Origin of the sequence: Falsiporphyromonas endometrii (genome assembly GCF_042654485.1) — a bacterium.
Taxonomy (GTDB): Bacteria; Bacteroidota; Bacteroidia; order Bacteroidales; family Porphyromonadaceae; genus Porphyromonas; species Porphyromonas endometrii.
Genome location: NZ_JBHSGO010000005.1, coordinates 32538 through 53843, shown reverse-complemented (window position 1 = coordinate 53843; position 21306 = coordinate 32538). Strand labels below are relative to the sequence as shown.

The window sequence follows — 21306 nt, the reverse complement described above, 5'->3', positions numbered from 1 at the left end:
GCCCACTCCTCCATAAATCATTTGATATCAGAGTAGTGGGCGTAAGTAAATGTCACATATAGACAAATTCCGATCAGCCTTTGAGCATACGATTAAGCGGAAGCTCTGCTTTCTTTCGAATATCCTCCGGCACTGTTACCACATATTGTTCTTTGTTAAGAGCCTCATACACCTCAAAAAGGCCCGCCTCTTTCATGTGATAGCAGAGGTTGCTCGGTTGCACAGGGATAAACTCTTTCTCCGGACTATTCTTCCTTAGCAAGTGCATCACACCCGGCTCCGTAGCGATCACAAAGCGTTTCTTATTCGACTTGGCTGCATGAGACAAGATACCGGATGTGCTGTACATAAAGCATCTTGGATGATTGAGGACCTTATCACTCGTAGCTCCCAAACTTTCCGGATGAATCAAAATATCAGCATCAGGATATTGCTCTGCCATATCAAGCAGACTGTCTGCGTCTATTCTATCGTGGACAAAACAACATGCCTTCCAAATATCCATATCTCTATGAAGTTTGCGAGCAATATAAGTACCGAGATTTTTGTCCGGACCAAATAGGATTGGTTTATCCTTAGGAAGGCGCTCCACCACTTCAAGCGCATTGGATGAAGTGACACAATAGTCAGTCTCGCTCTTCACCTCAGCAGTTGTATTGACATAGCTCACGACAAGCCCTCCCGGATGGTCAGACTTCCACTTGCGCAAATCTTCTGCAGTCACCCCTTCAGCCAAAGAACAACCTGCATAAGGAGTAGGACTCAGCACCTTTTTCGTCGGACTCAAGATAGCCGCAGTCTCTGCCATAAAATGCACTCCACAAAAAAGTATAATATCTGCTTGAGTTGTAGCTGCCTGCCTTGCCAATTGAAGAGAGTCTCCAATAAAGTCTGCTATGTCCTGCACTTCGGGACGTGCATAATAATGAGCAAGGATTACCACATTCTTATCCCTTTTGAGTTGTTCTATCTTTGATATTAATTGTTGGTTAGTCATCTCTATATATTCTTAAAGTTCATACTGATATCAAGAGCCTTGACACTATGGGTCAAAGCTCCAACACTGATGTAATCGACCCCGACAGCGGCCACCTCTGCAACCCGGTCAATAGTCATGTTACCCGAAGCCTCTGTTTTGGCACGATGGCCTATCAAGCGGACAGCCTCCGACATAGTCTGATTGTCCATATTGTCGAGCATAATAATATCGACATTGGATGCCAAAGCCTCTCTGACCTGATCCAAATTGGACGTCTCGACCTCGATACGAATAGAGAGAGGAAGATTTTCTCTGACAGATGCAACGGCTTCAGTAATGCCACCGGCCGCCTTAATATGATTATCCTTGAGCATAACCATATCAAAAAGACCCATACGATGGTTGAGGCCACCACCATGGTGAACAGCCATCTTGTCCAACACTCGCAAACCCGGAGCTGTCTTGCGAGTATCCAATATCCGAGTCTTCGTCCCCTTCACAGCCTCTACAAACTTCGATGTTGCCGTAGCAATACCACTCATGCGCTGCAAAAAGTTTAGTGCCGTTCTCTCCATCTGGAGCAAGACCCTATAGTCAGCCTTTACCTCCGCAATAAGGTCTCCCCTTTTTACCTTATCACCATCTTTGAAATAGGCCTGCCACTCAACAGGCTTGCCAAGATATTCAAAAACTTTCTTGGCTACAGAAAGACCGGATATCACGCCATCTGCCTTCATCGTCAAAGAGGCCATATATTGCTGCTCCTCGGGAATAATCGAATTGGTGGTAATATCACCGGTCTGAATATCTTCCTCGAAAGCCAAGGCGATGATACGATCGATCAAAAGTGAATCAATGTTCATAAATTATTATGGATTAATTGGTCGCGAACAAATCGATACCAAGTTTAGATGTTTATTTATTTAGCAAATTCATTCTATTAAATGATAGTCCAAGCTGCCTTGAATACAATCAACTTGAAAAAATATCTCGCTCAATATGACGACGAAAAGCGTCCGATGTTGTCGGATAATCTTCACGATAATGCCCTCCCCGACTCTCGCACCTATCTATTGCACCCTTGACGATAAGACGAGAAACATCAAGCAACTGATGAGTCAGAATACTATAGACATCATCATCTCTCAATGGATGAGACTTGGCAAGAGATTCCAAAGAGGTCAAAGCCTCATGAAGTTCAATGTGGTTGCGAACAATTCCGACATGGCTGATCATCAAAGAAGCAACCTCCTTTCTAATCTGCAAATACAAATCTTCTGTCGATTTGTCCGAACAACTCAAACGATATGGCTCCCGACTATCCATCAAGCAATGCCCCATCGAAGAGCATGCCCTCTGCACTACCCGATGGCCAAAGACCAGACACTCGATCAAAGAGTTGGATGCCAAGCGATTGGCTCCCATTAGACCGGTGCTTGCCAATTCGCCTACGGCATAAAGATTGGCTATAGAAGTTTGTCCATACAGATTGGTAGAGACCCCTCCCACAGTATAATGCGCTGCCGGAGCTACCGGGATCCAATCAGTAAAGTTGTATCCCTTGGCTGCACAATGTCTGGCAATCGTAGGAAACCGATCCAACAAAGCAGCTTTATCTTTGAGATGTGCCAAAGAAAGCTTCACATAAGGTTGATCAGAAGATTTGATCTGCATAAAGATCTCACGGGCAACAATATCGCGAGGAGCCAATTCGGCCAGCTCATGGCGGCCAAGCATAAATCGCTCTCCTTTGTCATTAAAGAGATATGCACCTTCACCCCTTACAGCCTCACTAATAAGAAAAGCCTCTCCATCAGGTGTATATAAAGAGGTTGGATGAAACTGCACAAACTCCATATCCCTAATCTTACATCCTGCCCGATAGCAGATAGAGATACCGTCGCCTACCGTTTCACGGGGGTTGGTTGTGGGATGATAGATAGCTGCCGAACCACCGCTTGCCATAATGATATGCTTTCCCAAGAAATGTTCCTCTCGATTCTTAGACCAATTCCAAGCAACGACTCCATAGCATCCATCTTCATCACATAGCAGCTTCAGGGCCTGACACATTGTGCAAATAGTAATTCGGGAAGAGGAAGAGACCTTAGAAATCATAAAACGAGTAACACCTCTACCCGTAGAATCACCACCGGCATGCAGAATGCGCTTATGATGATGACCACCCTCAATACCCAAGCTGAAATGGCCATCATCATCCAAATCAAACTTCATACCCAATGACACAATATCACGAATACGCTTTGGAGCTTCACGAGTCAAAACCCGCACAGACTCCTCCTCACATAGCCCCCTACCGGCTTCAATCGTATCAAGAAAATGCAGATCCGACGAATCAGAAGACTCGGTTACGGCTGCGATACCCCCTTGAGCATGATAAGAATTGCTAACATCCAAATCTTGCTTAGTCACAAGGGCAATACGACGAAAGTGTTTTGAAGCAAGATAGGCAGTATAAAGACCGGCAAGGCCACTCCCTACTACCACACAATCAAAATGATTATCTTCCATTGTTATAGATTAGTAAGCTTGTGAAAAATACACAAACAACATAACGGAACAATTATAGTTACACAGACAAAATTAACTTCCTCTGAATGAGCTGTCTTTTGTATAAACAACCAAGCCTTATACCATCCAATCAAACTCGTAATACCAAATGCTGATTCGCAACAACGCGAAGAAGTTTAGGGCATAAAATACCAAACTCCTCCGGTTTAATCTTCAAAATACAAAACAACATTTATGACTACCATATCATTAGAATAAGCCTCAGATAAATAAAGTTAGATTGGGCAGATCTTAATAATATCCAAAGAGGTTGGCCTGCTTGCATAAACAAGGACATTAACTAAAAAGAGCACAGACAAACCAAAATATAAATCATGGAATCCGAACAATCCATAAAGACGTTTTAAGATTGTTCTCTACATGGTCTAATGACATTTTTGAGTTCATTCAACAACAAATGTATGCAAAATACAAGACCAAGACAAAACTAAACAATGGGGCTTTTTATTGGCAATACAATTTCTTTTATTTCACACCAAAGACCTTCACTTTATAATGCTATAATTCAACACATTACAACCCCCAAAATGTCGATATAACATCGGAGTATCATATACATTCAAACACACAAATCCATTGGTATCTTTATAACATCACTCTAAAATGGTGGGGGAAAATTAAGAAGACGACAATCATTTTATAAGATTATAAAGCAATGATATATAATGTATTAAGAAAAATGATTTCTAATGACAGTCATTAGCACCTGCCATCTAACGATAAATCCGAGTTCAAGAGATTTCAGGTCTTCGGTTAAGCAGATTGCATTATCCACAACCAAATTCAATTTAACATTCAGTCGCAGTCACACGGCAAGCTATATGACTACAGCCTATGGAGCAAAATAACACCCTTGCTAAAAGCTGCCTCAAACAAAAAGTATCTCACCCAAGCAAAGCATAAAACACAATCGAAATAAAATAAAGGGCCACCAACACTCCTACGAAAGATATAACATAGATGATATAAGCCAAAAGAAGCCTAAACAACTTTGTGACAAAAGGACCATCAAGAAGCTGATTGATAGCGTAAAAGTGCAGCAGGAATACGACAATATAAGGTATAGAACTAAATAATTCACGAAAATAAGGAACCATAGAGCTGATCTGAAGTAAAATCAAAATCATTAGAACCAATCCGGAGATATAGGTTTGAACAACGGCCCATTCAAATGCCACAAGGTGAGGTTTCAACCGCTTAGAGCGAAAAGAGATCAACAAAGAAGGGATCCAGACCGGAAGAGAGAGTAAAACAAAAAAGGCCTTGTTCTGAAGAATAAACTTCAAGATGGGAGCTTCCGAAATAGAATATATCCAGTTATTGTCGGGAGTTCTTGGAATGCTGATATCAACAAAAGGCAATAATAGACTTCCAACTGACAAATGATGACCACTAAGCGTCTCCATAAAAACGTAGATGGCAGAAAGAATAAACAGGAAAAGAAAGGGATTGGTATAACGAACCCGCTTGCCATTCAAATAATCACCAATCATATATCCGGGACGAAAAAGCAAATTAACGACCGTAGAAAAAAACTTCGGATCAAAATTGGTACTTGCACTTACCAAATCTCGTGTAACCAAATCACGGCCTTTAGGATCATCAACAAAAGATTCTTGACCACAACGATTGCAATAATTACCAACAAAACGATTGCCACAATTAAGACATACGGAATAGGTATCAGAAGACGGATAACTTCTCAAAGACCCACGAATTTGCCAACAACGGAACAAACGACAAGCACGAACGAAACACCTAAAGACCCTCTCAAAAAAGTTCATCAACTATAATATTAAATAGACAATAGACGACAAAGATAAGCTCAAAAATAACATTACAATATTTTGAAGAGCCACAAACCGGGTTCGTACTATAAAAACGAGCAAAGTCAATAGGAAGGTCAGATGACCCTAACCTCCAAGTTTGAGATCTTGGGATTGACTCAAGGTTGTTTGAGTAGCTTTTGAATATCAAAGCAAAGCAACATATTTAACGAATAAAGTCTTCTGTAGTGAGCTTCACAGCCCCTATATAAAAGCCATTCTTAGGATTATATTTGATTGTTACAAAGTCATTGATCTGCACCTTAATCATAAGACATCCCTTACCGCCGAGTAAGAATGGTCCGTCAAACCAAACGACAATCAAAAATATGGTAAGAAGTATGCTTATCTCCATAGTTATTTTATTTATCAGCGACCAAGGATACTAAAAGAGGATTATTGCTGACCGATTAAAGTAAATAAGGGCATATTGGAGTCTCACGACACCTTATTTATGCGGATGAGCATTTCAATTTTGAAATATAAGCCTCACCCTTTTGGACTCTAAAGTCGGATGTCCGACAAAAACACCTGCAAGATTGAGTCATAAATCAGCATTCGATCCAAGCGAATGCCTTATGGGACAAAGGCTTTACCTAAATGGACGGTTTTTCTTTTTTGAATGTATTGAAAAGTAAGCTGTCCAATAAAACTAAGCATGACTTACAGGCTAATGCCACAAAATAGGTAATACCGTTTGTTTAGAGAGCAATCGAGAGAGCTGTTTGTCCCGGATTTGTCATTGATGGCAGATTCTGATGACCATCATTAGAAATCATTACTCTTAATCAGTGCTGTCCGATAAAAGTTGGAAATGACATATTAAGGATGCTCAATCGCCGAATACATGCGGTTGAGCATTTCATTTTTTAAAGATAAGCCCCCCCTAATCAAAAAGTGAGGGTATTGGAGGAGCATCTGCCCGAGCTTTTAGGAGTATTTCCCGGTCTTTTTCGGGATGATTGAACAAACTATAGAAGTCTACGTAATACATCAGGGTTATTCTTACCATGGTTGCCAATCCTGAAAAGCTCCAAGAGCGGGTAAGTCTTTTCTTCATGATTGTCAAGAGAAGATTGGCAATGAGCGTTACCCAAATTTGTATTTTGATGGCATTGGCATTCTCCCCATAGAAATATTTAAGCGGAAAGTTCTGTTTGAGCTGCTTGAAAAGAAGCTCTATTTCCCATCTCTTGCGATAAATCTCTATGATTTCTCTCGGATCCATATCCATATCATTGGTCAATAGAGGGATAAGCCGACGCTTTTTAACATCCACGTAGGTGATGATGCGTGCATGATGGATAATAGCCCCTTGTTCGCCTTTTAAATCTTTTGTAAATGAGACTGTTTGGATGCGCAGTTCTGCTACACCATCTTCTGTCTGTATCATGGTGTCTTTCAGTATATGATACTTCAGATTCTTCTTCATCTTAGTCACATACATGATCTCTTTTTGAGTCATCTGCTCAAACTTTTCATAATTTATATAGGTTCTATTCATGGCGATAATGTCTCCTTTTCTCAAGGAGGAGGGCTTGAGCATAAAGGAGTCATTCGTGGCAGCAGATGTAAATCCGATATCGGAGGGGACCCTCTCATTAGCCTGTATTACCGCATGTAACTTTATTCCACCCTTCTTCTTACCATTCTTCGGATGACGTCCTACTCCCTTGAAAATCAGGTTGGAAAACAAAGAGATTGTGGTGGAGTCTATAATTCTCAATCTTCTCATCCGGACCGGCTCTTTACCGCCATTCGGTCGTCTGTCCGATAATAATTGATCGTGATAAGCAGCATACAAATCATGGTATATCGTCTCGAAAATCCCCCTGACGTCGTCTATTGGCGTTGGAAAGTGTACTTCGGGAAGTCATCATAAAGATGCCGAGATGCTGTAATTTTCTGGCTTCTACCTATAAGGCCGCAGTTATTTCCCGTAAGGAGTCAAATCGCATCATGACGTCATAGAGCATCACCACGAGTTGTATCCATGCATCAAAACGTTTGATGTAACATTCGCCGTTCTGCCTACGGCTTATTTGAAGAATCTTTTCTTTCTTTAGTAGATTGATGACCTTACTAAAGAGTGGCTGTCCGAGAAAATGAAGACCTTCATGCATTGTCTTTCTTGTTAGTTGCTGTGATAAAGAAAAGACAATAGGGGCTGATTTCTGTGAAGAAAGTTCAGCCCCTTATTTTTTTGTTTCGTGATATTTTTATTGGACAGCAATAATTATTTTCATAAAGACAGTTTGAAAGTTTTCTTACCAGCCTTAATAACGAACATTCCGTTTGTAAGAAGATGAATAGGAACTCTTATTTCTCCGAGATTAGCGATACCCTGGAATAATATAGCGCCATTCATATCATAAATGGAAACAAGATCTTCAGTAAGCCCTGATATTATGGCAAACGATCCGTCTCTTCCAACCTTTATATTTGAAGACAGCACTTCTTCAGTTGAAGTTGGGTAATAGTCAACACCTTCTTTATTATTGGCTCCTCCTTTGAAGTCAAGCACGCTCCAATTCTTAGATCTCAAAGATTTTAAATCCTCGGCATTGCATTCGTTTCCTTCAGAATTGCTCTTCGTATTGATGATGAATATCTTACCCTTTGTCATATCTGAAAGATCTGGAAGAGCATTTAGATAGTCCGACATAATAGCACCTTTCATCTGATTCTGGAAACACTCTATGAATGATAAAACAGGAACGTTGCTAAATTTCACATTGCTCAATTTGCAATTGGAAAAATGGAGATTGTTTAGTCTCTTACAATTTTCGACTTTTAGCAAATCCAGTTTGTTATTATTATTCAAGACTAGTGTCTTAAGTCTCGGCATATCAGTGAATGACAAAGATTTAAGCACATTTTCCTTTTTTGTAGATCCGGCAAGCCAAACAGACTTCAACGCATTTGATTTTGAAAAGTCAATCTCAGAAATCTGTTCGCCACTGTAAGAGATGAATTCTTTAAGTTTACCATAGACTGTCACCTCATTTTTTGCAACCTTGTATTCATGATATCCATCTACGAAATCTCCTTCTACCCCTTCTATCCTCGCATTGAAATAGGGAGTCATTTCTAATATGAGCTTTTCTCCAGGTTTTAAATTTGTCTTTAATTTCAAAACAAAGTTTTCATCAGCTATCGGACCACCTTCACCATCATATTCTATTACGTTATTGCTATTGTAATCATAAACCTGCCAGAACTTGCTATGTGCTTTCGCAACATCCGTATTCAAACAGACATTTTCCTCCTCTATATTTGGATTAGACGAATTGATAATCGTTAGTCTTCCTGGTTCGATAGTTTCGTCATCCATAGATGCCTCTTCAAGATCAGACAAATCAGGAAGAGATGAGATAAGCTTTGAAACCTCATCCTTACTTAACTTGTTCAAAAAACATGAAACCTCGGAAAGGTTCTTACATTCATCGAGATTGATTTGAGTCAGTTGATTAAGGGAACATGATAAGTACTTAAGATTTTTATTTTGTCTCAAATCAAGATTTGTCAATTTGTTATAGAAACAATCGAAAAACTCGAGATCTTTATTTGCAGACACATCTAGGTCCTTTAACTCATTAACAGAACAGTCCAATGAGTTGAGGGTAGTAATTTCAGAGAGGTCCAACGATTCTAGCTGCATAAAAGAGACTGTCAGTTCAGAAATCTTCCCAGTAATGGTTATATCTTGGTTCGTAACCTCATAAGTTACATATCCCTTTTTGTATTCCCCTTTTAGACCTTCAAGAGTGGGAATACTTTCGTCAATTGTTGCAATATTTACATCAACCTTTGATCCAATGGCAGCTTTCGTTTTCATTTTTACAACACCGACCGGAACGTTTTCTGCTCTTAAATCATATCCAAATGAGAAAAAAAGAACTACAGACAAGACCGTGAACAGTCCTCTGACATTTCTAAAAAGTTGTTTAAAATTTGAAGTAGTTTTCATTTTCATACTATTTATTAGTTAAACTTCAGTAAGCGAATAATTTGTGCTAATAGTGCATATTTGGCATATAAAAAAGTTGTTTGTTTCAGCTCAGAGAACTGCAGTTTTTTCTTTTATAAACCTTTATAAACCTTCCCTTTTCTTTTTATTTGCACAAAAAAAGTTTAGGATACCATTAAACTGATATAGTTCTAAATACAAATTAAATTCTTTTTCATAATCTACAAAAATACTAATATGTAATTTTGTCTTAATTATTGGTGTCCGATAAAACTACCAGAGCAATACCAATCATGAATTTCATAAAAACCACCTTCTAAATTCTTCTCTAAACATTTGCTGTCATCTGTTTCGGCCACTTAGCTTGTCCATATGCTTAGTTATTGTCGGATAGCCGTTCTTTCAGCGGATCAGGAGACGAGAAACTCTACTTTATATTGATTATCAATAAAATCTTATTAAATAGTCAATCCTTAAATAGTACATACAACTGATTAGCTGAATATCTTATTAAAAGCGCAACCTATTTCAGTGGGTGTTTTGTAATTATATTGAATAAAACTTGCAAATAATCAGTTTTATATTTAAAGATCCCTAATCTTGAATTATTAATGTTCAACTATACAATTTAAATAAAAAGAAATAAATCAGAAGATGATCTATCATGTCAACACAGATACACGTATATAAGAAAAATACTACTGCGTTAAGCTTATTACTGAACAAGTATGTCAACCATACAAACGCTAAGACCAAGATAAAAATGTTCAATCCCATTTAAATACCTTTGGTACTTCAAAGTTCAGAATTATATTTTATAATTCCAAATTATCAGCGTCTGCTAAAAGTTACTATTGCTGATAAAAGTTTTGGCAACCCGGCAAACATAGATTTCATATAAACTGCTCTCTCATTTGCTATTTAACCAAACGATATTACTTATTCGAGGCATTAGCGTGTAAATCATGCTTAGTTTTGCCGGACAGTCTGACTTTCAATACATTCAAAAAAAAGATAAACCGTCCATATAGGCAAAACATTTGCCCAACAAAGCATTCGCTTGGATCAAATGCTGATTAACGACTCAATTTTGCAGGTATTTTTATCGGACAGCTGACTTTAGAAATCAAAGGAGACTTATCTTTCAAAATTGAAATACTCATCCATATAAGTAAGGTGTTTGGGAGACTTCAACCCTGATTTGTAGTTAGACAGCAGATTCTAATACCGTCATCAGAAATTATTATTCTTAATACATTATATATCATCGTTTTATAATCGTACAAAATGATTCTTTACTACTAAATTTATCCACCATTTAGGTGCGATGTGATAAAGGGAAAAAGGGCCCTGAATATTTGAATGTATGTGACACTCCCATGTTCTATCGACATTTTTGAGTTCAATATGTCCTTATCTACCGTTGTCAAACAGCAAGAAATCAAAATAGTATTCACCTCCGTTGATTAGCAATTAAACACTTCGCTTAAGACAACAACATTAAACATCAGCAAGGATTATTATGTCAAATTTGTTGATAATGTTTGTTGTACACCATGTAGATTTAAATATTCCAACCAATTTGAACTATTATAACTACATACAAAATAGTGGTATATGATTTAGGATTTAAAGTAGATTTGTCATTACAAGGCAAATTCTAATGACAATCATTAGAAATCATTACTCTTAACACATTATAAATCATCGTTTTACAATCTTATAAATGATTCTTGTCAGCTAAATTTCTCATTTAGGTGCGATGTGATAAAGGGAAAAGAGCTTTGAATATTTGAATGTATGTGACACTCCCATGTTCTATCGACATTTTTGGGTTAACAACTGTGTCTAAGAGAATAAAGAGACATATAAAGGATTAAGCGAGATAATATTTATTATGTATATCATTAGATATCTACTACAATGCAACATATTCTGAATAAAACAGATTCTGATTAAAACAGATTAGGTCAAAAAGACCTTCAAGATGAAAATCAATAAACGCTTTCTCACAGAAATTTTCTACTCTTAGCAGATACTCCTGATAGTATCAAATGTTAACATTTTAACAGAAATCAGTTTCACTTTCAAATAGGGATTACCTATCAAAAAGAAGAACTCAATCTCATAAATAAAGCGATAGTGTACAAAAAAATGACGATGGTTAATCCCTCTACCAACAACAAAATTCTCAACTTTCGTACCTACCTCTTCGGANAGCCCCCGGGCGGACGCCAATCCCCCCGGTGTTTTTCATGCCCGCCTGACGGATGAACAAAACAATGAATTGAAATGATTAATTTTGACTCAAAGATAAACCTCCTTTACACACTTTTTGGGATACTACCATACTACCCTACGGATGGCATCTTTAGCACATACAAGCAGGCATAGTGGACATCCAACCACTAAGATTAAGTACATGATGGAGATAAAAAAAGCTGCATTCAAGAACATGTCTTGATGCAGCTTTTGTATTTAACTTGAAAGTTTTATCTACTTTCTCATTCTGCAGCTTCTGTCTTAGCTTCTTCTGCTGTAGACTCTTGAGCTTTAGCAGCAGATTTCTTGCCTCTTGAACGACGAGTCTTCTTAACAGGCTGTTTGTCAGCCGGAGTACTCATCATATTTTCATTGAAGTCAACCAATTCAATAAAGCAAACAGCTGCAGCATCACCTTGACGGAAACCAGTCTTGATGATTCTTGTATAACCACCGGGGCGGTTAGCTGTTTTATCAGCTACCGGGCCGAATAGTTCTTGCACAGCATATTTGTTTCTCAATAGAGCAAAAACGTTACGACGAGAGTGTGTTGTATCTGTTTTTGCCTTCGTAATAATTGGTTCAACATACATACGCAAAGCCTTAGCTTTTGCAACTGTAGTGAAAATGCGCTTATGAAGCAGCAGAGAATTAGCCATATTGCTCAAGAGGGCTTCTCTATGGCTCTTAGTTCTGCCTAGGTGGCGTACCTTCTTATTATGTCTCATTGTCTGTGAGTTTTATTCTTTGTCTAATTTATATTTGCTAACATCCATCCCAAATGTAAGATTTAGACTTGCAAAGAGTTCCTCCAATTCTTCGAGAGACTTCTTACCAAAGTTTCTAAAGCTTAGAAGATCTTCCTTATGCAATTTTACCAAATCTCCCAATATTTCCACATTACCTGCACGGAGGCAATTAAGTGCTCTTACAGATAGGTCCAATTCGTCCAATGGAGTGCGCAACAATTCGCGCATTTCTTGGGCCTCTTTGCCAAACTCATTCTTATCTCTCTTGATAAGATCATCAACAGAGAAATAATCAGTAGAGAATAAGCAGAAATGCTCAATCAGGATATTGGCAGCTTCACGAAGAGCTTCCTTTGGGTGGATACTTCCGTCAGTAGTAATATCAAGCAAAAGCTTTTCGTAGTCAGTTTTCTGCTCAACACGAAAGTTTTCAACAGCAAACTTCACATTACGAATAGGTGTATAAATAGAGTCGATAGCGATAGTATGTACATCGTCATCCGGTCTTCTATTTTCATCAGCAGGCACATATCCACGTCCTTTGTTGATACGCAACTCAATCGTCATAGTTGCAGACGGATCGAGATGGCAAATCTCAAGTTCAGGATTTAGTACTTCGAATGCTGTAAGTTGAGCATTCATCTCTTCTGCTGTAAACACCTGCTTTTTCTCAATTACCAAGCGGATAGTTTCCTCATTTACATCCGGTTGCAGTTGCTTAAAGCGAACTTGCTTAAGATTGAGGATAATATTGGTAACGTCTTCCAACACACCCGGAATAGTAGCAAATTCATGATCAACGCCCTCGATCTTGATCGATGTAATTGCAAAGCCTTCTAATGAAGAGAGCAGGATACGACGCAAGGCATTACCAATTGTAATACCGTAGCCGGGTTCTAGGGGTCTAAATTCAAACTCAGCGTATGAATCAGTAGACTCCATCATCAATACGTTCTCGGGTTTCTGAAATGCTAATATTGCCATGGGAGTTAGGGATTATTTAGAATACAATTCTACAATGAGCTGTTCACGAATATCTTCCGGAATATCTTGTCTTTCCGGTATGTGGAGGAACTTGCCACTCTTAGAGTTTTCGTCCCATTCCAACCAAGGATATTTACTATGATTCACACCTGCCAAAGAATCAAGGACTACTTCCATATTCTTTGAACGTTCTCTTACGCCAACAATTTGACCGGGCTTAACTTGATAAGACGGTACATTCATCACACGGCCATCCAAAACGATGTGCTTGTGAGTTACAAGCTGACGAGCTGCTGCACGAGTAGGTGCGATACCCAAACGGTACACAACATTGTCAAGGCGTTGCTCAAGAAGTTGGAGCAACACTTCACCGGTAACACCTTTAGAGCGTTGAGCTTTAAAGAAAAGGTTACGGAACTGACGTTCAAGTACACCATAAGTATATTTTGCCTTTTGCTTTTCACGAAGCTGAAGTCCATACTCAGATGTCTTGCGACGGCGATTATTACCGTGCTGTCCCGGTGGATAATTCTTTTTAGAAAGAACACGATCGGGTCCAAAGATTGGAGCACCGAATCTACGAGCTATTTTACTCTTAGGTCCTATATATCTTGCCATTATTTTCTTGATTTATGAACATCTGCAAATAAGTTTCTTTGTCGGGATTGCTCTCGGTGCAGCCGCGTCTGTCTATATCGAGAGATAGTATTTGTTGGCTTAGACAGTCTATTTCACCACAAGCTATCCTGACAAAGGCTTTACTTACATCTGCTCTAAAAGTTACTCAATATCAGAGATCACTCCAGATTAGATCAAACTCTTCTCTTCTTAGGAGGTCTACAACCATTGTGAGGCATAGGAGTCACGTCAACGATTTCAACTACTTCGATACCCAAACCATGGAGTGTACGAATAGCTGATTCACGACCGTTACCCGGACCTTTCACATAAACTTTTACTTTACGCATTCCGAGGTCGTAAGCAACCTTACCACAGTCTTGAGCAGCCATTTGTGCTGCATAAGGAGTATTCTTTTTTGAAGAACGGAATCCCATCTTTCCGGCAGATGACCAGCTAATAACTTGACCATCAGAGTTTGCCAAAGAGATGATAATGTTGTTAAAAGAGGATGAGATATGAGCTTGGCCCATTGCTTCTACTTTTACTGACCTCTTTTTTGCTACTGTTTTTTTTGCCATATCAACCTATAGATTATTTGGTAGCCTTCTTCTTGTTCGCAACTGTCTTCTTCTTACCCTTACGAGTACGAGAGTTATTCTTAGTTTTTTGTCCACGAAGTGGGAGACCGATACGGTGTCTGATACCTCTGTAGCAACCAATATCCATCAAACGCTTGATATTAAGCTGCACTTCAGAACGAAGATCACCTTCTACCTTAAATTCACGACCGATATATTCACGCACTGCCGCAGCTTGCTCATCGGTCCAATCTTGAACCTTAATGGTTGGATCTACATCTACTTCTTTCAGGATCTTTGCGGCACGACTACGTCCAATACCGTAGATGTAAGTTAGGGCAATCGCGCCCTGTTTGTTTTGTGGCAAGTCAACGCCAACAATTCTTATAGCCATACTATTTCTAGATATTTATAATTGACTTGGAAGTAAGAATTATCCCTGACGTTGCTTGAACTTAGGATTCTTCTTATTGATGACATACAAGCGGCCCTTGCGACGCACGATCTTGCAGTCTTCTGAGCGCTTCTTAATTGATGCTCTTACTTTCATATCGAGTTTCTATATTATTTGTATCTGAATGAGATACGACCCTTAGATAGATCATATGGGCTCATCTCTACTTTTACTCTATCTCCGGGCAAAATTTTGATGAAGTGCATACGCATCTTACCGGAGATATGCGCTGTGATCTCGTGTCCATTTTCGAGTTGAACTCTGAACATAGCATTTGAAAGCGCTTCGAGAATTACTCCATCTTGTTCTATTGCGGGTTGTTTAGACATATTTCAAAATTCTTTATCACCTAAAACTTCTTTGATAAACTCAAACGAGGAAAGGATCCTTGGTGCTCCTTCCGTAATTGCCATACAATGTTCAAAATGAGCAGCAGGCTTACGATCTCTTGTTTTGACAGTCCATCCGTCTGTAGAGAAAGTAATATTCTTTTTACCCATGGTAATCATTGGTTCGATGCATATACACATACCGGGTCTGAGAAGAGCTCCGGAATGCTTTGCACCATAGTTGGGAACTTCGGGTGCTTCATGCATATGAGTACCAATACCATGGCCGACAAGCTCACGAACCACGCCATATCCTTTAGACTGGCAGTAAGTTTGTACAGCATTACCTATATCGCCTGTACGATTACCTGCGATAGCATTTTCTATTCCTATATAGAGAGATTGCTTTGTTGTTTCCAACAGCCTTCTTACTTCGGGAGAGATCTCACCTACAGCAAATGTATAGGCCGAATCACCCGTAAAACCATTCAACTTGGTTCCACAGTCTACCGAAATAATATCACCCTCTTTAAGGATTTGCTTTGACGAAGGAATACCATGCACGACATGCTCATTGACTGAAGCACATATGCTTGCCGGAAATCCTTCATAACCCAAGAAAGCCGGGGTAGCTCCATGATCGAAAATGAAATCATGCGCTACTTTATCCAACTCTTTGGTAGAGACACCTGGCTTAATGAATTTAGCAACTTCAGCCAGCGTCATACCAACCAACTGATTAGCTGCATACATCAGCTCTATCTCTTCCTGTGTTTTGAGTGTAATCATATTAACATTCTACATCAATATGCAGATACTGAACCGGTACGACCTTTGATACGGCCACTCTTGAGGAGACCATCATAATGTCTCATCAACAAATGACTTTCAATTTGCTGGAGCGTATCAAGTACAACACCAACGAGAATCAAAAGAGACGTACCTCCAAAAAACTGAGCAAACTGGCTGCTTACACCAAAGATTTGGGCAAATGCAGGAAGTATTGCAACAATAGCAAGGAACAAAGCTCCCGGCAACGTAATTCTATCCATGATGTTATCAAGATAATCTTTAGTTGCCTTACCGGGCTTGATACCCGGGACAAAACCATTGTTACGCTTCAGATCATCAGCCATCTGTGTCGGATTGATCGTGATAGCTGTATAGAAGTATGTGAAAAGAATAATCAGAAGAGCAAACACAAAATTATACCAGAAACCGGTATTGTCTGTGAATGCATGCATAAATCCTGCATCTTTCTTCGCAAATCCCATAATTGAGATTGGGATAAACATGATAGCTTGAGCGAAGATGATAGGCATCACATTGGCAGCATTTACCTTTAGTGGAATGTATTGACGCGCTCCACCATATTGTTTATTACCAACAACACGCTTTGCATATTGAACAGGAACCTTGCGAGTACCTTGCACAAGCAAGATTGCACCTGCAATCACAAAGAGAAGGAAAACAATTTCAAATAGGAAACCGACCAAACCACCGGCCTGATTGCTAAGTCGAGAAGTAAATTCAGCAAACAAAGCATGAGGCAAGCGGGCGATGATACCAATCAAGATAATGAAAGACACACCATTACCGATACCCTTGTCTGTAATACGCTCACCTAACCAGAGTACGAACATACTGCCAGCCGCCAAAATGATGGTTGCATAAAGCTGGAACCAAAAGCCGGAAGGCATAGCCGCATTGGCAGCAGTCAACTGTACACTAAGATTAATGAGGTATGTAGGAGCCTGGAGGAGTAGAATGAGGACTGTCAAATAACGAGTCCACTGATTAATCTTACGACGACCACTCTCACCTTCACGCTGCAATTTCTGCATTGATGGAATTGCTATAGCAGCAAGTTGCATCACAATTGACGCAGAAATATAAGGCATGATCCCCAATGCAAAAATTGAGGCATGGGAGAATGCTCCTCCGGAGAACATATCAAGGAGGGCCAACAGCCCTTCAGAGGTCTGACTTTGGAGCTTTCCAAGTGATGATGGGTCAATACCCGGAATCACCACAAAAGAACCCAAGCGGTAGACCAATACGAAAAATATGGTCGTGAGGATACGCTTTCGCAAATCCTCTATACGCCATATATTTTTTATTGTCTCAACTACACGCATGATTTAGCACTTTTCTGCTGTACCACCCAACTTTGTGATGGCCTCTTCAGCTGTTTTACTAAATGCGTTGGCAACGACATCAACCTTAGTTTTGAGTTCACCGTTACCCAATACTTTCACCAGGTCATTCTTTTTAGCAAGACCTGCAGCAACCATATCTTCAACTGTAATTTTTGTCAGATTCTGCTTTTCAGCAAGAGCTTGAAGAGAATCCAGATTCACAGCTTGATATTCAACCCTATTGATATTATTAAAACCAAATTTTGGAAGGCGTCTTTGAATAGGCATCTGACCACCCTCAAAACCAAGTTTTTTCTTATATCCGGAACGGCTCTTTTGACCTTTGTGTCCACGAGTAGATGTTCCTCCCAAACCTGAGCCCGGACCACGTCCGATACGCTTACGAGTCTTAACAGAACCCTCTGCCGGTTTCAAACTAGATAAATCCATTCTATTTGATTTTTCTTATTCTTCAATAATACGAACTAGGTGCTTAACCTTATCAACCATTCCAAGAATGTAAGGAGAAGCAGCATGCTCTACAATCTGATTATTCTTATGTAATCCAAGAGCGTCAAGTGTACGCTTTTGACGAAGTGGAGCCCCAATACGACTCTTCACTTGTTGAATTTTAATCTTCTTGTCCATTTTCTGATTCTCAATTATCCCTTAAACACTCTTTCTACTGAGATACCACGGCTTTGAGCAACCTGAAGTGGGCTTCTCATCTCAGACAAAGCAGAGATAGTAGCTTTTACGAGGTTGTGAGCATTGGAAGAACCATTACTCTTTGCCAAAACGTCTGTGATACCCACACTCTCTAAAACGGCACGCATAGCACCACCGGCTTTTACACCGGTACCTTCAGATGCCGGACGAAGAATGATTCTTGCACCACCAAAACGAGCAGCTTGTTCGTGGGGGATTGTTCCATTATATACCGGTACTCTTATTAGGTTCTTTTTAGCTGCCTCAACGCCCTTAGCGATCGCTGTTGCAACTTCACCTGCTTTACCAAGACCGTAACCGATAACACCATCTTCATTACCAACGACAACAATGGCAGCGAATGTAAAAGTACGTCCACCCTTTGTTACCTTGGTCACACGATTGATAGCAACGAGTCTATCTTTAAGTTCTAAGTCATTGGTTGACTTTACACGATTTATCATACCTGCCTATTACATTAAAAGTTTAGGCCGGCTTTACGCGCAGCGTCGGCCAATTCCTTAATTCTACCATGAAATAGGTAGCCAGAGCGGTCAAACACAACAGTTTTGATACCAGCTTCATTTGCAGCTTTGGCTACATTCTCACCAACCTTGGCAGCAATTTCTTTCTTTGTTCCCTTAAGATCAAGTTTCAAAGAAGATGCACTAGCCAATGTTTTACCGGTTTGATCATCTATTACCTGAGCATAAATTTGTTTATTACTTCTGAAAACAGAAAGGCGTGGACGCTCAGCAGTACCACTTATTCTCGAACGAATGCGAGTTTTTATTTTAAGTCTTCTAGCTTTTTTCGTTACCATGTTAACTAATGCTTTTAAAATTACTTACCGGCAACCTTACCTGACTTTCTACGGATCTCTTCGCCAATAAACTTAATACCTTTACCCTTGTATGGCTCAGGCATACGGAAAGAACGAATCTTACTACATACTTGTCCAAGAAGCTGTTTATCGCAGCTGTTTAGGATAATAAGTGGATTTTTGTTTCTTTCGCTCTTAGTTTCAACTTGGATTTCCTTAGCAAGTTTTAGATAGATCGCGTGAGTATAACCTAGTGAAAGTTCAAGAACTTGACCATCGTTAGATACACGATAGCCGACACCTACAAGTTCGAGTGTCTTAGAGTATCCTTCACTAACACCAACAACCATATTGTTAACCAGAGAACGATATAAGCCATGAAGCGCACGATCTTCACGTTCTTCTGAAGCACGAGAGAATACGATTTCTCCCTCTTCAACGGTCATTTTAATACGAGAATCGATCTTCTGAGAGAGTTCTCCTTTAGGACCTTTAACGGTAACTAAATCACCTTGCTGTGATACGGAGACTCCTGCAGGTACATGAATTGGTAACTTACCTATACGTGACATAATTTTCTCCTAATTAATAAATGTAACACAGCACTTCGCCACCAACCTTCAGGTCAGCAGCTTCTTTATTTGTCATCACACCTCTGGATGTAGAAAGGATAGCTATACCTAAACCATTCAACACACGTGGAAGGTCTCTGTAACCAACATAACGTCTAAGACCCGGGCGAGATACCCTTTTTAGACATTTGATGGCATTGTCCTTACTACGGAGGTCATACTTAAGGGCAACTTTAATAGTACCCTGTGGACCTTGCTCATCCATAAACTTATAGTTTAGAATGTAGCCCTTGTCAAAGAGAATCTTTGTGATCTCTTTCTTAAGATTCGACGCCGGAACATCAACCACTCTGTGGCCTGCTCTTATTGCGTTACGCAACCGCGTCAGATAATCTGCAATAGGATCTGTCATTTTAAAAATTTAAATTGATCTGTACGATGCCAGACAATATTTAACATAGAATGTTCGAGACGAACATTAGCTTAATAACATAAGCCGTTGCAAAAGTACAAACTTTTGCGCAATGTTCATCTCGAAAATTCAAAAAATATAAGATTTCCTTTACCAGCTAGCTTTCTTAACTCCCGGGATCAAGCCTTTAGAAGCCATTTCGCGGAACTGGATTCTGGAAATACCGAATTGGCGCATATAACCTTTTGGTCTTCCTGTCATAGAGCATCTGTTGTGCAAACGTACAGGAGATGCGTTCTTCGGAAGTAATTGAAGCTCCTCGTAACGACCTTCAGCCTTTAGCTGAGCACGCTTTTTAGCATACTTCGCTACGAGTCTTGCACGCTTTACTTCACGTGCCTTCATTGATTCTTTAGCCATATCAATTCTCCTTTTTTATGTTTTTAAATGGGAGACCAAACTCTTTAAGGAGAGCATAACCTTCTTCGTCTGTGTTAGCAGAGGTTACGAAAGTGATGTTCATACCCATAATCTTACTTACTGAGTCAAGGTTAATTTCAGGGAAAATGATTTGTTCATTTACACCTAAAGTATAGTTTCCTCTACCGTCCAGCTTAGATTGGATTCCCTTAAAGTCTCTAATACGAGGAAGAGCAATTCTAATCAGTCTTTCCAAGAATTCATACATCTTTTCTCTTCTTAGAGTAACCATTACACCGATTGGCATATGCTTTCTCAATTTGAAGTTTGAGATGTCTTTCTTAGAAAAAGTAGCTACGGCCTTCTGACCTGTAATAGCTGTAAGTTCATTGATAGCAATATCGATGATTTTCTTATCAGCTGTAGCCATACCAAGGCCCTGATTGATTACAATCTTTTTGAGAACGGGCACCTGCATCTTTGATGTGTAGCCAAATTGTTCTGTCAAAGCAGGAACAATCTTCTCATTATATACCTTCTTGAGGTTTGCAGTCAATACTTCGCTCATTACTTAATCTCCTCCCCGGACTTTTTTGAATAACGTACGAGTTTACCTTCACTGTTCAATCTGCGTCCGATACGAGTAGCTTTGCCACTCTTGGGATCGACAACGTTCAGATTTGATATATGAATAGGAGCTTCCTTCTTTTCTACGCCCCCTTGTGGATTAGCGGCATTGGGCTTTACATGTTTTGAGATCATGTTAAGGCCTTCAACAATGGCTTTGTTTTTGTCAACGAGGACTTGGAGCACACGTCCTTTGCGTCCTTTATCTTCGCCGGCAAGTACCATTACAGTGTCGCCTTTCTTTATATGCAACTTACTCATT

General features: G+C 39.6%; 24 protein-coding genes and 1 pseudogene. All 25 read right to left on the bottom strand.

The annotated features are described in order from the left end of the window. Window positions 1–73: 73 nt before the first annotated feature. A complete protein-coding gene (gene nadA, locus ACFO3G_RS00580) occupies window positions 74–997 on the bottom strand; it encodes a quinolinate synthase NadA (RefSeq protein ID WP_380076991.1) in 924 nt (307 codons plus the stop codon). 2 nt (window positions 998–999) lie between these two features. Continuing rightward, window positions 1000–1842, bottom strand: a complete 843-nt coding sequence (gene nadC, locus ACFO3G_RS00575) for a carboxylating nicotinate-nucleotide diphosphorylase (protein WP_380076989.1) — start codon at window positions 1840–1842, stop codon at window positions 1000–1002. A 109-nt stretch (window positions 1843–1951) separates the two neighbouring features. Then, window positions 1952–3511 carry an L-aspartate oxidase gene (gene nadB, locus ACFO3G_RS00570; RefSeq protein WP_380076987.1) on the bottom strand — a complete coding sequence of 520 codons (1560 nt, stop codon included), beginning with the start codon at window positions 3509–3511 and terminating at the stop codon, window positions 1952–1954. 944 nt (window positions 3512–4455) lie between these two features. After that, the gene (locus ACFO3G_RS00565; RefSeq protein WP_380076985.1) at window positions 4456–5277 is read right to left on the bottom strand and encodes a DUF3667 domain-containing protein; all 822 of its coding nucleotides are present in this window, start codon (window positions 5275–5277) and stop codon (window positions 4456–4458) included. A gap of 286 nt (window positions 5278–5563) precedes the next feature. Beyond that, on the bottom strand, window positions 5564–5752 hold the full coding sequence (locus tag ACFO3G_RS00560; RefSeq protein WP_380076983.1) for a hypothetical protein: 189 nt from the start codon (window positions 5750–5752) through the stop codon (window positions 5564–5566). 531 nt (window positions 5753–6283) lie between these two features. Continuing rightward, window positions 6284–7520: pseudogene (locus ACFO3G_RS00555) on the bottom strand (IS4 family transposase). 119 nt (window positions 7521–7639) lie between these two features. Continuing rightward, window positions 7640–9367 carry a leucine-rich repeat domain-containing protein gene (locus ACFO3G_RS00550; protein WP_380076981.1) on the bottom strand — a complete coding sequence of 576 codons (1728 nt, stop codon included), beginning with the start codon at window positions 9365–9367 and terminating at the stop codon, window positions 7640–7642. A gap of 2504 nt (window positions 9368–11871) precedes the next feature. Beyond that, window positions 11872–12357, bottom strand: coding sequence for a 50S ribosomal protein L17 (gene rplQ / locus ACFO3G_RS00545; RefSeq protein ID WP_380076979.1), 486 nt, complete (start codon window positions 12355–12357; stop codon window positions 11872–11874). Window positions 12358–12369: 12 nt separating this feature from the next. Then, complete coding sequence (locus tag ACFO3G_RS00540) at window positions 12370–13362, bottom strand: DNA-directed RNA polymerase subunit alpha (protein ID WP_380076977.1); 993 nt, start codon at window positions 13360–13362, stop codon at window positions 12370–12372. Window positions 13363–13374: 12 nt separating this feature from the next. Beyond that, window positions 13375–13980, bottom strand: a complete 606-nt coding sequence (gene rpsD, locus ACFO3G_RS00535; protein ID WP_380076975.1) for a 30S ribosomal protein S4 — start codon at window positions 13978–13980, stop codon at window positions 13375–13377. Between the two features lie 194 nt (window positions 13981–14174). Next, on the bottom strand, window positions 14175–14561 hold the full coding sequence (rpsK, locus tag ACFO3G_RS00530; RefSeq protein WP_380076973.1) for a 30S ribosomal protein S11: 387 nt from the start codon (window positions 14559–14561) through the stop codon (window positions 14175–14177). 13 nt (window positions 14562–14574) lie between these two features. Further along, window positions 14575–14955: a 30S ribosomal protein S13 gene (gene rpsM / locus ACFO3G_RS00525; protein WP_380076971.1), complete on the bottom strand. Its 381-nt coding sequence runs from the start codon at window positions 14953–14955 to the stop codon at window positions 14575–14577. A 39-nt stretch (window positions 14956–14994) separates the two neighbouring features. Continuing rightward, complete coding sequence (ykgO, locus tag ACFO3G_RS00520; protein ID WP_163628788.1) at window positions 14995–15111, bottom strand: type B 50S ribosomal protein L36; 117 nt, start codon at window positions 15109–15111, stop codon at window positions 14995–14997. A 14-nt stretch (window positions 15112–15125) separates the two neighbouring features. Beyond that, on the bottom strand, window positions 15126–15344 hold the full coding sequence (infA, locus tag ACFO3G_RS00515; protein WP_380076968.1) for a translation initiation factor IF-1: 219 nt from the start codon (window positions 15342–15344) through the stop codon (window positions 15126–15128). 3 nt (window positions 15345–15347) lie between these two features. Continuing rightward, the gene (map, locus tag ACFO3G_RS00510; protein ID WP_380076966.1) at window positions 15348–16133 is read right to left on the bottom strand and encodes a type I methionyl aminopeptidase; all 786 of its coding nucleotides are present in this window, start codon (window positions 16131–16133) and stop codon (window positions 15348–15350) included. A 14-nt stretch (window positions 16134–16147) separates the two neighbouring features. Beyond that, the gene (gene secY, locus ACFO3G_RS00505) at window positions 16148–17482 is read right to left on the bottom strand and encodes a preprotein translocase subunit SecY (protein WP_380076964.1); all 1335 of its coding nucleotides are present in this window, start codon (window positions 17480–17482) and stop codon (window positions 16148–16150) included. A gap of 3 nt (window positions 17483–17485) precedes the next feature. After that, the gene (gene rplO / locus ACFO3G_RS00500) at window positions 17486–17932 is read right to left on the bottom strand and encodes a 50S ribosomal protein L15 (RefSeq protein ID WP_380076962.1); all 447 of its coding nucleotides are present in this window, start codon (window positions 17930–17932) and stop codon (window positions 17486–17488) included. A 15-nt stretch (window positions 17933–17947) separates the two neighbouring features. After that, a complete protein-coding gene (rpmD, locus tag ACFO3G_RS00495) occupies window positions 17948–18130 on the bottom strand; it encodes a 50S ribosomal protein L30 (RefSeq protein WP_380076960.1) in 183 nt (60 codons plus the stop codon). A 14-nt stretch (window positions 18131–18144) separates the two neighbouring features. Further along, window positions 18145–18654 (bottom strand): 30S ribosomal protein S5, encoded by a 510-nt coding sequence (gene rpsE / locus ACFO3G_RS00490; RefSeq protein ID WP_380076958.1) that lies wholly within the window; start codon window positions 18652–18654, stop codon window positions 18145–18147. Window positions 18655–18668: 14 nt separating this feature from the next. After that, entirely contained in the window at window positions 18669–19013 is a 345-nt protein-coding gene (rplR, locus tag ACFO3G_RS00485; RefSeq protein ID WP_380076956.1) for a 50S ribosomal protein L18, read from the bottom strand. Window positions 19014–19033: 20 nt separating this feature from the next. Then, a complete protein-coding gene (gene rplF / locus ACFO3G_RS00480) occupies window positions 19034–19585 on the bottom strand; it encodes a 50S ribosomal protein L6 (protein WP_380076954.1) in 552 nt (183 codons plus the stop codon). A 13-nt stretch (window positions 19586–19598) separates the two neighbouring features. Next, the gene (gene rpsH / locus ACFO3G_RS00475) at window positions 19599–19997 is read right to left on the bottom strand and encodes a 30S ribosomal protein S8 (RefSeq protein ID WP_380076952.1); all 399 of its coding nucleotides are present in this window, start codon (window positions 19995–19997) and stop codon (window positions 19599–19601) included. 150 nt (window positions 19998–20147) lie between these two features. Continuing rightward, on the bottom strand, window positions 20148–20417 hold the full coding sequence (rpsN, locus tag ACFO3G_RS00470) for a 30S ribosomal protein S14 (RefSeq protein ID WP_380076950.1): 270 nt from the start codon (window positions 20415–20417) through the stop codon (window positions 20148–20150). Window position 20418: 1 nt separating this feature from the next. After that, a complete protein-coding gene (gene rplE, locus ACFO3G_RS00465) occupies window positions 20419–20985 on the bottom strand; it encodes a 50S ribosomal protein L5 (RefSeq protein WP_380076948.1) in 567 nt (188 codons plus the stop codon). Continuing rightward, window positions 20985–21305 (bottom strand): 50S ribosomal protein L24, encoded by a 321-nt coding sequence (gene rplX / locus ACFO3G_RS00460; protein ID WP_380076946.1) that lies wholly within the window; start codon window positions 21303–21305, stop codon window positions 20985–20987. The genes rplE and rplX overlap by 1 nt, the downstream gene beginning before the upstream one ends. Window position 21306: the final 1 nt, after the last annotated feature.